Genomic DNA, 13,077 nt, shown 5'->3' with positions numbered 1-13,077 from the left:
GCATGCCGATGTCCATTCCGTCCGATTCCGGTTTCCCTGCCGACGCGCCCCGCGCGTGGCGCCTGCGCATGCTCGACGTGCCGCCGGCCGCGTTACGCGCCGGCGTGCAGGTCGCGCGCATCGATTTCGATTGGCACGTGCCGCTCGCGTCGCCCGCGTATGCGGCACTGAGCGATGCCGAGCGCGCGCGCGCCGGACGGTACTTCAGGCACAAGGATGCGGTACGCAGCGCCGGCACGCGTGCCGCGCTGCGCGACGTGCTGGGTGCCGCGCTCGGCGTTGCGCCGAACCGCATCGCGATTGTCGTCGACGCATCGGGACGTCCGTCGCTGGACCCGGCGTATCGCACGTCGCTCGATTTCAACGTATCGCACGCGGGCGATCATGCGCTGATCGCATGGGCGGCTGCTGCACGCGTCGGCGTCGACATCGAATGCTGCGACCGGCCGACCGACTGGCGTGCGCTGACGAGCGAAGTGTGCGCTCCCGCCGAGGCCGCGTATTTCGACGGTCTGCCGCCCGCTGCCCGCGCGGACGCGTTCATGCGCGTGTGGTCCGCGAAGGAGGCGCTGCTGAAGGCGCTCGGCACCGGCATCGTCGGCGGGCTGCGTGCGTTCGCGGTGGTGCCGCCGCGCGATGCGGCGACACCGGCGACGACGATCGTCGAGCCGGCCGCGCCGGCCGCCGGCGTGGCCGCGTTCGACGCGGGCTGGCTCGATGCCGCGCCCGGCTACGCGGCGTGCGTCGCGTGGACGCGCTGAGCGGCCGTCCACCCGCGGCCGTTACTCGAGCGGTGCGTCGTTCGGCGCCGCATAGCGCGCCTTGATCACGTCGCTCATCGGGAAGTCGAACGCGAGCCCCTTCGGCGGCACCGGCTTGATGAACCACTTGTCGTACAGCGCGTTGATCTCGCCGCTCTTCATCAGCTGCACGAGCGCGCCGTCCACGAGCGCCTTGAACTGCGGATCGTCCTTGCGCAACATGAACCCGTACGCTTCCGACGATTGCGGCGTGCCGACGATCGCCCAGTCGGCCGGTTTCGCCGCGAGCTGGCGCACCCCGGCGAGCAGCACGTCGTCCATCATGTAAGCGGCCGCGCGGCCCGATTCGAGCGTGAGGCGTCCTTCGCCGTAATCCTTCGCGCTGATGATCTGCATGTTCATCTTCTTTTCCTCGTTCATCTTGCGCAGCAGGCGCTCGGACGTCGTGCCCTGGTTCGTCGCGACCGTCTTGCCGGCGAGATCGGGGAAGTCGCGGATGCCCGAATTCGTGCGTGTGAGCAGGCGCGTGGTCGCGACGAAGAAGGTGGTCGAGAACGCGACCTGGGCGTGCCGTGCGGCGAGGTTGGTGGTCACCCCGCATTCGAGATCGACGGTGCCGTTCTGCACGAGCGGGATACGGTTCTGCGACGTGACCGGGATGAAGCGCACCTGCAGGTCGGGCTTGCCGGTGCGCGCCTTCACGGCGGCGATCACGCGATCGCACAGGTCCTGCGAGAAACCGATGACCTTGCCGCTCGTGTCGACATAGGAGAACGGCACCGACGTCTCGCGATGGCCGATCGAGATCAGGTTGTTCTGCCGGATCTTTTCCAGCGTGCCGGACAGCGGCTCGGCTGCGACCGACGCGCCGCACGCGAGCGCGCACGCGGCGACGAGCAGGCTGCGGCCAAAAAGGGCGGTCAACCGGGGCGGGATGTTCATGACGAGTCTCCGTAGGCGGATTGCAGGCGAGTGAGGATTCGTATGTTGCCAAAAACAAAATAATTGCAACATATGTTAAACGCGAATGGCGTCAGGCCGGCCTGGCGGGCCGCGCCGGACATCAGGGAAACTCCCAAGTCGAAATCGTGAAAAACGGGGTTGTCTAGACAAGTTCCGATGGCTAAACTGCAAGCCATCCCGAACTTGTCTAGACAGGATTGCTCACATGATTACGTTGACCCCCGGCCACCTGACCCTCCCGCAACTGCGCAAGATCGCTCGCGAATCCGTGCAGCTCACGCTCGACCCGGCGAGCTTCGCGAAGATCGACGCCGGCGCGAAGGCCGTCGCCGACATCGCCGCGAAGGGCGAGCCGGCATACGGCATCAACACGGGCTTCGGCCGCCTGGCCAGCACGCACATCCCGCACGACCAGCTCGAGCTGCTGCAGAAGAACCTGGTGCTGTCCCACGCCGTCGGCGTGGGCGAGCCGATGGCGCGCTCGTCGGTGCGCCTGCTGATGGCGCTGAAGCTGTCGAGCCTCGGCCGCGGCCACTCGGGTATCCGTCGCGAAGTGATGGACGCGCTGATCACGCTGTTCAACGCCGACGTGCTGCCGCTGATCCCGGTGAAGGGCTCGGTCGGCGCATCGGGCGATCTCGCGCCGCTCGCGCACATGTCGGCCGTGCTGCTCGGCGTCGGTGAAGTGTTCATCCGCGGCGAGCGCGCCAGCGCGCTCGACGGTCTGCGTGTCGCTGGCCTCGCGCCGCTGACGCTGCAGGCGAAGGAAGGCCTCGCGCTGCTGAACGGCACGCAGGCATCGACCGCACTGGCGCTCGACAACATGTTCGCGATTGAAGACCTGTACCGCACCGCGCTCGTCGCCGGTGCGCTGTCGGTCGACGCGGCAGCCGGCTCGGTGAAGCCGTTCGACGCACGCATCCACGAACTGCGCGGCCATCGAGGCCAGATCGATGCGGCAGCGGCGTACCGCGACCTGCTCGAAGGCTCGCCGATCAACCAGTCGCATCGCGACTGCGACAAGGTGCAGGATCCGTACAGCCTGCGCTGCCAGCCGCAGGTGATGGGGGCGTGTCTGGACCAGATGCGTCACGCGGCCGCCGTGCTGCTCGTCGAAGCGAACGCCGTGTCGGACAACCCGCTGATCTTCCCGGATACCGGCGAAGTGCTGTCGGGCGGCAACTTCCACGCTGAACCCGTTGCGTTCGCGGCCGACAACCTCGCGCTCGCCGCCTCGGAAATCGGCGCGCTGGCCGAACGCCGCATCGCGCTGCTGATCGATGCGACGCTGTCGGGCCTGCCCCCGTTCCTCGTGAAGGACGGCGGCGTGAACTCGGGCTTCATGATCGCCCACGTGACGGCTGCCGCACTGGCATCGGAAAACAAGACGCTCGCCCATCCCGCCTCGGTCGACTCGCTGCCGACCTCGGCGAACCAGGAAGACCACGTGTCGATGGCGACGTTCGCCGCGCGCAAGCTCGCCGACATCGCGGACAACACGAAGCACATCCTCGCGATCGAACTGCTGGCCGCGGCCCAGGGTGTCGACCTGCGCGCGCCATATCACACGAGCCCGAAGCTCGCGCCGGTGATGGAGACGATCCGCGGCAAGGTTGCGCACTACGAACTCGACCACTACTTCGCACCGGACATCGCCGCGATCGCGAAGCTCGTCGGCGAGCGCGCGTTCGCGAAGGTCGCGCCGTTCTCGTTCGCATCGGAACAGTAAGCCCATGAGTGCGCCGGTCTACCAGGAGATCAAGGATTTCATCCTGGGCCGCATTCACGCCGGCGAGTGGGCGGAGGGCGACCAGGTGCCCTCCGAGAACGAACTGGCCCGCGAGTTCAAGGTCGCGCGCATGACCGTCAACCGCGCGTTGCGCGAGTTGACGGCCGAGCAGGTGCTGACGCGCATGAAGGGCGCCGGCACCTACGTCGCGCGGCCGAAGTACGAGTCGACGCTGGTTGCGATCCGCAGCATTTCGGAGGAGGTCGGCGCGCGCGGGCATGCGTATCACGCCAGCGTGCTGGGCCTCGAGACGATCCGCGCCGACGAGGCGCTCGCCGACGAGATGCAGGTGGCCGTGCGCGCGAAGCTGTTTCATTCGCAGGTGTTGCACTTCGAGAACGACGAACCCGTCCAGCTCGAAGAACGGTGGGTGAATCCGGCGGTCGCGCCGGATTATGCCGAGCAGGATTTCACGAATACGACGCCGAACCTGTACCTGATGCGCGCGGCACCGCTGCAGCGCGTCGAGTACCGGATCGAAGCGGCGGCTCCGGCGCCCGAGCGGCGCGAGCAGTTGCGGATGGACGACGTCGAACCGTGTCTGGTTTTACATCGGCGTACCTGGTCGCAGGGCGTCGTCGCCTCGGTGGCGAATTTGTGGCATCCCGGCAGCCGTTATCGCTTCACCGGGCATTTCTGATTCCTTATTGATATTCACTTTCCCTCGGGAGCAGTCGTCATGAACCATCCGAAACACATCGATCCCCGTCTCGATCCGACGCGCACGATCCGCGCACCGCGCGGCAGCGAGAAGGTCTGCAAGACCTGGCTGGCCGAAGCGGCCTACCGGATGATCCAGAACAACCTCGACGCGGAAGTCGCAGAGCACCCGCACGCACTCGTCGTGTACGGCGGGATCGGCCGCGCGGCGCGCAACTGGGAGTGCTACGACCAGATCCTCGCGTCGCTGAAGGATCTCGAAGAGAACGAAACGCTGCTGATTCAGTCGGGCAAGCCGGTCGGCGTGTTCCGCACGCACAAGGATGCGCCGCGCGTGCTGCTCGCGAACTCGAACCTCGTGCCGCACTGGGCGACCTGGGATCACTTCCACGAACTCGACCGCAAGGGCCTGATGATGTACGGTCAGATGACGGCCGGCAGCTGGATCTACATCGGTAGCCAGGGCATCGTGCAGGGCACCTATGAAACGTTCTTCTCGGTCGCGAACCAGCACTTCAACGGCGATCCGTCCGGCCGCTGGATCCTGACGGGCGGTCTCGGCGGCATGGGCGGCGCGCAGCCGCTGGCAGCGACGATGGCCGGCTTCTCGATGATCGCGGTCGAATGCGACGAGACGCGCATCGACTTCCGTCTGAAGACGCGCTACGTCGACAAGAAGGCGACGACGCTCGACGAGGCGCTCGGCATGATCGAGGAAGCGAAGCGCACCGGCAAGCCGGTGTCGGTCGGTCTGCTCGGCAACGCGGCCGACGTGTTCCCGGAACTCGTCAAGCGCGGCATCACGCCGGATTGCGTGACCGACCAGACGAGCGCGCACGACCCGATCAACGGCTACCTGCCGCAAGGCTGGACCGTCGCGCAATGGCGCGAGGCGCAGAAGGTCGATCCGCAGAGCATCGTGAAGGTCGCGAAGCAGTCGATGGCCGTCCAGGTGCAGGCGATGCTGGATCTGCAGGAGCGTGGCGCGGCGACGCTCGACTACGGCAACAACATCCGCCAGATGGCGCTGGAAATGGGCGTCGAGAACGCGTTCGACTTCCCGGGCTTCGTGCCGGCGTACATCCGCCCGCTGTTCTGCGAAGGCAAGGGTCCGTTCCGCTGGGTCGCGCTGTCGGGCGATCCGGAAGACATCTACAAGACCGACCAGAAGGTGAAGGAGCTGATCCCCGACGATCCGCACCTGCACAACTGGCTCGACATGGCACGCGAGCGCATCGCGTTCCAGGGCCTGCCGGCACGCATCTGCTGGGTTGGCGTGAAGGATCGCTATCGCCTCGGCCAGGCGTTCAACGAGATGGTGAAGAACGGCGAACTGAAGGCCCCGATCGTGATCGGCCGCGACCACCTCGACACGGGTTCGGTCGCGAGCCCGAACCGCGAGACGGAATCGATGAAGGACGGTTCGGACGCCGTGAGCGACTGGCCGCTGCTGAACGCACTGCTGAACACCGCAGGCGGCGCATCGTGGGTGTCGCTGCACCATGGCGGCGGCGTCGGCATGGGCTTTTCGCAGCACTCGGGCGTCGTGATCGTCGCCGATGGCACCGCCGATGCGCACGAGCGTCTCGGTCGCGTGCTGCTGAACGATCCGGCGACGGGCGTGATGCGCCATGCGGATGCCGGCTACGAACTCGCGCAGCAGACGGCCCGCGAAGCCGGCCTGAAGTTGCCGATGCTCGGCCGCTGAGCATGACGGCGCTCGACCAGGCGCCGGTGAACGCGACGATGATCCGCGCGGCGGATCTCGTCGCGTCGCCGTGGAAGAACGGCGGCGGCGTGACGCGCGAAATCGGCGCGTTCCCACCGGGCGCCGCGCTCGATACGTTCGCATGGCGCGTGAGCGTCGCTGACGTCGGCGCGGCCGGGCCGTTCTCGCGTTTCGACGGCATCGACCGCACGCTCGTGCTGCTGTCCGGCGCGGGCATGACGCTCGCGGAAGCGGGCGGTGTGAAGCACGTGCTCGACGTGCCGCTCGCGCGCGCGGATTTCGCGGGCGAAGCGGCGATCGACGCGACGCTGCACGACGGCGCGACGCGCGACTTCAACCTGATGACGCGCCGTTCGGCTGCGCGCGGGTCGGTCGACGTGTGGCCCGAAGGCACACACCGTGTCGAGCGTGCCGATACCGTGCTGCTGTTTTGCGCGACCGGTGCGGTCGGCGTCGAGATCGACGGCGCGCACTACGCGCTGCAAGAAATGGACACGCTGCGGCTCGACGAGCCGCGGCGTGCGCTTGACGTCGTCGTGAGCGGAGGCGGCGCGCTGCTCGTCGTGTCGCTCACCGTCGGCGAACGAGACTGAACGCATGAAACCGACTGTCTGGCATCACCTGAGGCTGTGTCCGCACGGCCATCCCGACGAGACGATCGACGACGCGGCGATGGCCGTCGACGAAACCGGTACGATCGCGTGGCTCGGTGCGCTCTCCGCGCTGCCGCACGGTTATGCGCACTGGCAGCGCGAGGATTTGCACGGCGCGTGGGTGACGCCGGGCCTCGTCGACTGCCACACGCACCTCGTGTACGGCGGCACGCGCGCCGACGAGTTCGCGCAGCGCCTCGCGGGCGTCAGCTACGAGGAGATCGCGCGGCAGGGCGGCGGGATCGTATCGACGGTGCGCGCGACGCGCGCGGCCGACGAGACGACGCTGTTCGTGCAGGCCGCCGCACGCCTGCAGCCGCTGCTCGCCGAAGGCGTGACCGCGATCGAGATCAAGTCGGGCTACGGGCTCGACCTCGCGAGCGAACGCAAGATGCTGCGCGTCGCGCGCCAGCTGGGCGAGCGCTTCCCGGTCGCGGTCTACACCACGTTCCTCGGCGCGCACGCGCTGCCGCCGGAATATGCGGGCCGCGCGGACGAATACATCGACGAAGTGTGCGAACGCATGCTGCCGGCGCTGGCCGACGAAGGGCTCGTCGACGCGGTCGACGTGTTCTGCGAACGCATCGGCTTTTCGCTCGCGCAAACCGAGCGCGTATTCGAGGCCGCGACGCGGCGCGGCTTGCCGGTGAAGCTGCATGCGGAACAGCTGTCGAACGCGGGTGGCACCGCACTGGCCGCGCGTTACCGCGCGCTGTCCGCCGATCACCTTGAATTTCTCGACGAAGCCGGCATCGAGGCCATGAAGGCGGCCGGCACGGTCGCCGTGCTGTTGCCCGGCGCGTACTACTTCATCCGCGAAACGCAATTGCCGCCGATCGACCTGCTGCGCAAGCACGGTGTGCCGATCGCGCTCGCGACCGATCACAATCCCGGCACGTCACCGCTCGAATCGCTGCTGCTGACGATGAACATGGGCTGCACGCTGTTCCGCATGACGGTGCCCGAGGTACTGCAGGGCGTGACGGGCCATGCGGCCGCGGCGCTCGGCCGCGCGGATCGCCATGGCGTGCTCGAAGCCGGTCGCCAGGCAGACTTCGCGGTCTGGTCGGCCGGCTCGCTGTCGGAGCTCGCTTACTGGATCGGCCGACCGCTGTGCGAGCAGGTCGTGCGCGGCGGTACGACCGTGTTTCGCCGAACGAACGGCTAGCCCTGGACGAATCGAGACTGACGATGACCGAAATGACGTTGTTCGCGGATCACGCATACCTTCCCGATGGCTGGCGCCGCAACGTGCTGCTGCGCTGGGACGCGGCCGGCACGCTGACCGGCGTGACGCCCGACACCGACGCGCCGGCAGGCGTCGCGCGCGCGGCCGGGCCGGTGCTGCCCGGCATGCCGAACCTGCATTCGCACGCGTTCCAGCGCGCGATGGCGGGGCTCACCGAATACCGCGCGAATCCCGCCGACAGTTTCTGGAGCTGGCGCGACCTGATGTACCGCTTCGCGCTGAAGATCACGCCCGATGCACTCGCGGCGATCGCGCGCTGGCTGTACGTCGAGATGCTCAAGTGCGGCTACACGTCGGTGTGCGAGTTCCACTACGTGCACCACACGCAGGACGGCTCGCGCTATCCGCAGATCGCGGAACTCGGCACGCGCGTGATCGACGCGGCGCGCTCGGCCGGCATCGGCATCACGATGCTGCCGGTGTCGTACCAGTTCGCCGGCTTCGGCAACAAGCCGCCGCGTGACGACCAGCGCCGCTTCATCAACACGCCGGACGGGCTGCTCGAGCTGCTCGATGCGATGCGCCGAGTCGCGCCCGAGCATGGCGGGCTGCGCTACGGCGTCGCGCCGCACTCGCTGCGCGCGGTGTCCCAGAACGGGCTGCGCGCGCTGCTCGAAGGCTTGCCCGACGACGCGCCGGTGCACATCCATATCGCCGAGCAGACGGCCGAAGTGGACGACTGCGTGCGCGCCTACGGCGCACGTCCCGTGCAATGGCTGCTCGATCGCTTCGACGTCGATGCGCGCTGGTGCCTCGTGCACGCGACGCACGTCGATGCGGCCGAAACGGCGGCGCTCGCGAAGCGCCGTGCGGTGGCGGGCCTGTGCCTGACGACCGAAGCGAACCTCGGCGACGGCGTGTTCCCGGCCGTCGACTATCTCGCACAGGGCGGCGTGATCGGCGTCGGTTCCGACAGCCATGCGTCGGTTGATTGGCGCTCGGAGCTGCGCCTGCTCGAATACGGGCAGCGGCTCGTGCATCGCGCGCGCAACGTGCTGGCGAGCGACACGCAGGCGCATGTCGCTGACCGTCTGTTCGATGCGTCGCTCGCGGGCGGTGCGCAGGCAAGCGGGCGGCGCATCGGCGCGCTGCGCGAAGGCGCTCGCGCCGACTGGCTCGTGCTCGATCCCGATCATCCGGCGATCGCCGAACACGACAGCGCGTCCTGGTTGTCGGGCGCGGTGTTCGCCGAGCACGGCGACACGCCGGTGCGCGACGTCTACACGGGCGGCGAGTGCGTCGTGAGCGGCCGCCGCCATCGCGACGAAGCCGTTGCGTACGCCGACTATCGCGCCGCGCTGGCGCAACTGCTGCGCTGAACGTGCAACATCCGGCGTACGCCGTCCGCGTGCGCCGGCAGACTTTTACGGTGAAGCGACATGACTGAACAACCGGCTGTATTCACGCTGAAGCAGGGCACGCTGCCGCTGCTGATCTCGATTCCGCACGCTGGCACGCATATTCCCGACGACATTGCCGCGACGATGACGCCCGACGCGCGCTTCGTCGACGATTGCGACTGGCATCTCGAGCGGCTGTACGGGTTCGCGGCGAAGCTCGGCGCATCGATCCTCGTGCCGTCGCACGCGCGTTACGTCGTCGACCTGAACCGTCCGCCCGACAACGAGAACCTGTATCCGGGGCAGGACACGACCGGGCTCGTGCCGGTCGACACGTTCGACAAGGTGCCGCTGTATCTGGCGAACGCGCTGCCCGGCAACGACGAGATCATGCGCCGTCGCGATCGCTACTGGCGTCCGTATCACGACGCGCTGCAAGGCGAGATCGCGCGCCTGAAGCGCGAGTACGGGCGCGCGCTCGTGTGGGAAGCGCATTCGATCCGCTCGCATGTGCCGCGTTTCTTCGACGGGCGCCTGCCGGACTTCAACTTCGGCACGTCGAGCGGCGCGAGCGCGGCGCCCGGCCTGGCCGAGGCGCTGGCTGCGTGCGTGAGCGCGCATGGCGGCTATACGGCCGTCGCGAACGGGCGCTTCAAGGGCGGCTACATCACGCGTCACTACGGCGTGCCCGAGACCGGCGTCGAAGCCGTGCAGCTCGAACTGTCGCAGATCACGTACATGGAAGAGGTGCGTCCGTACACATACGACGAAGCGCGCGCCGCGCAAATCGTGCCGCTGCTGCAGACGCTCGTCGAAACCGCGCTCGCGCATCGTTGAGCCATCGGCACGCGTGCGGCGGCGCGAGGCAGCCTCGCGGCGTGTCCCGCCGGCGCAGGCTGCACGCGCCGACGCAGCGCACAAAACGGCATCGACCCGCCCGGTCGATGCCGTTTTTTTTCGTCTGATCGATGTCGGATTCGACACCTGAAAATTTGACGCAATTTTCAGGTGATATAAGCTGAATGTCAGGAAGTCGTCGCGCACACACTGGTGCAGACGGCGTCGATCATCGCCGTACCGTGCCGGAATCCGTTGCGAGACATCTTGCCGACGTGTCGCCGTGCGGCATTGCCGCTCCCGTTTCATCGCGACACGTGTCCTGCCTTCATCAGTCAGTCGAGTACGATCGTGAAAGCCGCCAGCCCTACGATACGTCGGACCCGAAGTCCGTCGGCGGGCGCGCCGCATCAAGCCGGGCCCATCCGGCCTGCAGATCGCGGCACGCGCACCGCCCTTCCATGCGAGCCTCGTTTCTTCGCTGTGTTCCATCGCGGCCTGCGCCGCTTCAACCTCGTGACCGCGTACGTGTTCAGTGCCGTGCAGTGCGACGGCAGCGCGTCGTTGTTACCCTAGCGTCGTTTCACGCTTGCGCTTCGGGCCGCACCGCACGTTGCCGTACCGATCGCACGGCAGCATCGCGCATGGGCGCGTGCCGCGCCGGCGCGGGTTTTCCTCGTCCTGCGCGCAGGCATACGTCGCGCGCTTACCGCGGAGGCGACGATGCGCGCGCGCCCGATCGTAGCCGTCACCGCCGATCGCATCATGCGCGGCGCCCATCCGAACCACACGGCAGGCGAGAAGTACCTCGTCGCGCTCGTCGACGGCGCCGGCGCGCTGGCGTTCGTGCTGCCCGCGCTCGGCGCGCGGCAGCCCGCCGATGCGATCGTCGCGTCGATCGACGGGCTGCTGCTGACCGGCAGCTATTCGAACGTCGAGCCGCATCATTACGGCGGTCCGGCCAGCACGCCCGACACGCTGCACGATCCCGCGCGCGATGCGACCGCGTTGCCGCTTATCCGCGCGTCGATCGACGCGGGCGTGCCCGTGCTCGCGATCTGCCGCGGCATGCAGGAGCTGAACGTCGCCTATGGCGGCACGCTGCATCAGCGGCTGCATGTGAGCCCGGGTTTCGACGATCACCGCGAGCGCATGGGCGCCCCCCTCGAGCGGCAGTACGGCCCTGCACACCGTGTGCAGCTTGCGCCGGGCGGGCTGTTGCAACGCGTGGCGCGCGGTGCGCACGACGCGATGGTCAATTCGCTGCACGACCAGGGCATCGCGCGGCTCGGTGCGGGGCTCGCGATCGAGGCGAGCGCCCCCGATGACCTGATCGAGGCCGTCAGCGTGCGCGGCGCGCGCGCGTTCGTGCTCGGCGTGCAGTGGCATCCCGAATGGCGTTTCGCGGAGCAACCGCTGTCGCGCGACATCTTCGCGGCATTCGGTGCGGCGTGCCGCGCGCGCATGACGCATCGCATTCATGCGGCAGGCGGCGCCATGCCGTCGCCGGCCGCATCCGACATCGACTGAACGAGGCCGATCATGCAACCCGAACTGAGCGAGTTCCTGCGTCAGCACCGCATCACGGAAGTCGAGGCGATCATTCCCGACATGGCGGGCATCGCGCGCGGCAAGATCATTCCGCGCAACAAATTCGAGTCTGGCGAATCGATGCGCCTGCCGCAGGCCGTGATGGTGCAGACCGTCACCGGCGACTATCCGGAGGACGGCACGCTGACCGGCGTGACCGATCCCGACATGGTGTGCGTGCCCGATCCGTCGACGATCTGCCTGATCCCGTGGGCCGTCGATCCGACCGCGCAGGTGATTCACGATTGCGTGCACTTCGACGGCTCGCCCGTCGAAATCTCGCCGCGCTACGTGCTGCGCCGCGTGCTGGATCTGTACAAGGCGAAGGGCTGGAGGCCGGTGGTCGCGCCCGAGCTCGAGTTCTACCTGGTCGACATGAACGCCGATCCCGATTTGCCGTTGCGTCCGCCGATCGGGCGCACTGGCCGTGCGGAAACCGGCCGCCAGTCGTATTCGATCGAGGCCGTCAACGAATTCGATCCGCTGTTCGAGGACATCTACGAATACTGCGAGATGCAGGGCCTCGATATCGAGACGCTGATTCACGAAGTCGGCGCCGCGCAGATGGAGATCAATTTCGTGCATGGCGACGCGCTGTCGCTGGCCGACCAGGTGTTCCTGTTCAAGCGCACGGTGCGCGAGGCGGCGCTGCGTCACAACATGTACGCGACGTTTATGGCCAAGCCGATGGAAAACGAGCCGGGCTCCGCGATGCATATCCACCAGAGCCTGGCCGATGCACGCACGGGGCATAACCTGTTCGCCGACGAAGGCGGTGCCGTGTCGCCGATGTTCCACAGCTATCTCGCGGGGCTGCAGAAATACACGCCCGCGCTGATGCCGATCTTCGCGCCGTACATCAACTCGTACCGCCGGCTGTCGCGCTTCATGGCCGCGCCGATCAACGTGCAGTGGGGCTACGACAACCGTACGGTCGGTTTTCGCATCCCGCAGTCGGCGCCGGTCGCGCGGCGCATCGAGAACCGGATTCCGGGTGTCGACTGCAATCCGTATCTGGCGTTCGCGGCGACGCTCGCCGCCGGCTATCTCGGCCTCACGCAGAACCTCGCACCCACCGAGCCGATCGCGTCGGACGGCTACGACCTGCCGTATCAGTTGCCGCGCAATCTGGAGGAGGGCATCTCGCTGATGGCAGCGTGCACGCCGCTCGCCGGCATTCTCGGCGACAAGTTCGTGAAGGCGTATCTGGCGTTGAAGGATACCGAGTACGAAGCGTTCTTCCGCGTGATCAGTTCGTGGGAGCGCAGGCATCTTTTGCTGCACGTATGAGCGTGCCGCATCGTCTTGCGGAGGGAACATGACCGAACGAAACGAATCCGTCGCCGCTCGGCCGACCGCCGAATACCGCGCGCTCGACGCCGCGCATCACATCCACCCGTTTTCCGACATGGGTGCGCTGAACCGCGCGGGCAGCCGCGTGATCGTGAAGGCCGACGGCGTCTACCTGTGGGACTCGGACGGCAACAAGGTGATCGACGGGATGGC

11 protein-coding genes and 1 pseudogene are annotated in these 13,077 nt (G+C 67.6%); 11 read left to right on the top strand and 1 reads right to left on the bottom strand.

Features of this window, described 5'->3' with window-relative positions; all coding sequences use genetic code 11:
- The first annotated feature begins 8 nt into the window (after window positions 1–8).
- Window positions 9–761, top strand: a complete 753-nt coding sequence (locus DIE13_RS30275; protein ID WP_124830694.1) for a 4'-phosphopantetheinyl transferase family protein — start codon at window positions 9–11, stop codon at window positions 759–761.
- A gap of 21 nt (window positions 762–782) precedes the next feature.
- Here the strand turns inward: DIE13_RS30275 and DIE13_RS30270 are convergent, their stop codons facing one another.
- Window positions 783–1,703 (bottom strand): glutamate/aspartate ABC transporter substrate-binding protein, encoded by a 921-nt coding sequence (locus DIE13_RS30270; protein ID WP_124830693.1) that lies wholly within the window; start codon window positions 1,701–1,703, stop codon window positions 783–785.
- Window positions 1,704–1,929: 226 nt separating this feature from the next.
- Here DIE13_RS30270 and hutH point away from each other — a divergent pair, with 226 nt between their 5' ends.
- From hutH to DIE13_RS30215, 10 genes and pseudogenes are all read left to right on the top strand, one after another.
- Window positions 1,930–3,453 carry a histidine ammonia-lyase gene (gene hutH, locus DIE13_RS30265; RefSeq protein WP_124830692.1) on the top strand — a complete coding sequence of 508 codons (1,524 nt, stop codon included), beginning with the start codon at window positions 1,930–1,932 and terminating at the stop codon, window positions 3,451–3,453.
- Window positions 3,454–3,457: 4 nt separating this feature from the next.
- A complete protein-coding gene (gene hutC / locus DIE13_RS30260) occupies window positions 3,458–4,153 on the top strand; it encodes a histidine utilization repressor (RefSeq protein WP_124830691.1) in 696 nt (231 codons plus the stop codon).
- Between the two features lie 39 nt (window positions 4,154–4,192).
- Window positions 4,193–5,881, top strand: coding sequence for a urocanate hydratase (gene hutU, locus DIE13_RS30255; protein ID WP_124830690.1), 1,689 nt, complete (start codon window positions 4,193–4,195; stop codon window positions 5,879–5,881).
- 2 nt (window positions 5,882–5,883) lie between these two features.
- On the top strand, window positions 5,884–6,495 hold the full coding sequence (locus DIE13_RS30250; RefSeq protein ID WP_124830689.1) for a HutD family protein: 612 nt from the start codon (window positions 5,884–5,886) through the stop codon (window positions 6,493–6,495).
- 4 nt (window positions 6,496–6,499) lie between these two features.
- The gene (gene hutI / locus DIE13_RS30245; RefSeq protein ID WP_124830688.1) at window positions 6,500–7,723 is read left to right on the top strand and encodes an imidazolonepropionase; all 1,224 of its coding nucleotides are present in this window, start codon (window positions 6,500–6,502) and stop codon (window positions 7,721–7,723) included.
- A 23-nt stretch (window positions 7,724–7,746) separates the two neighbouring features.
- Window positions 7,747–9,123, top strand: coding sequence for a formimidoylglutamate deiminase (locus DIE13_RS30240; protein ID WP_124830687.1), 1,377 nt, complete (start codon window positions 7,747–7,749; stop codon window positions 9,121–9,123).
- Window positions 9,124–9,183: 60 nt separating this feature from the next.
- Entirely contained in the window at window positions 9,184–9,981 is a 798-nt protein-coding gene (gene hutG / locus DIE13_RS30235) for an N-formylglutamate deformylase (RefSeq protein WP_124830686.1), read from the top strand.
- A gap of 723 nt (window positions 9,982–10,704) precedes the next feature.
- Window positions 10,705–11,511, top strand: a complete 807-nt coding sequence (locus DIE13_RS30225; protein ID WP_124830684.1) for a gamma-glutamyl-gamma-aminobutyrate hydrolase family protein — start codon at window positions 10,705–10,707, stop codon at window positions 11,509–11,511.
- Between the two features lie 12 nt (window positions 11,512–11,523).
- A complete protein-coding gene (locus DIE13_RS30220; protein ID WP_124830683.1) occupies window positions 11,524–12,861 on the top strand; it encodes a glutamine synthetase family protein in 1,338 nt (445 codons plus the stop codon).
- Between the two features lie 28 nt (window positions 12,862–12,889).
- Window positions 12,890–13,077, top strand: a pseudogene (locus DIE13_RS30215) (aspartate aminotransferase family protein); the annotation flags it as partial.

Origin of the sequence: Burkholderia sp. Bp9016 (assembly GCF_003857765.1) — a bacterium.
Classification (GTDB): Bacteria; Pseudomonadota; Gammaproteobacteria; order Burkholderiales; family Burkholderiaceae; genus Burkholderia.
Note: the sequence above shows the minus strand (reverse complement) of the source record. Positions and strands in the feature narration are given on the sequence as shown.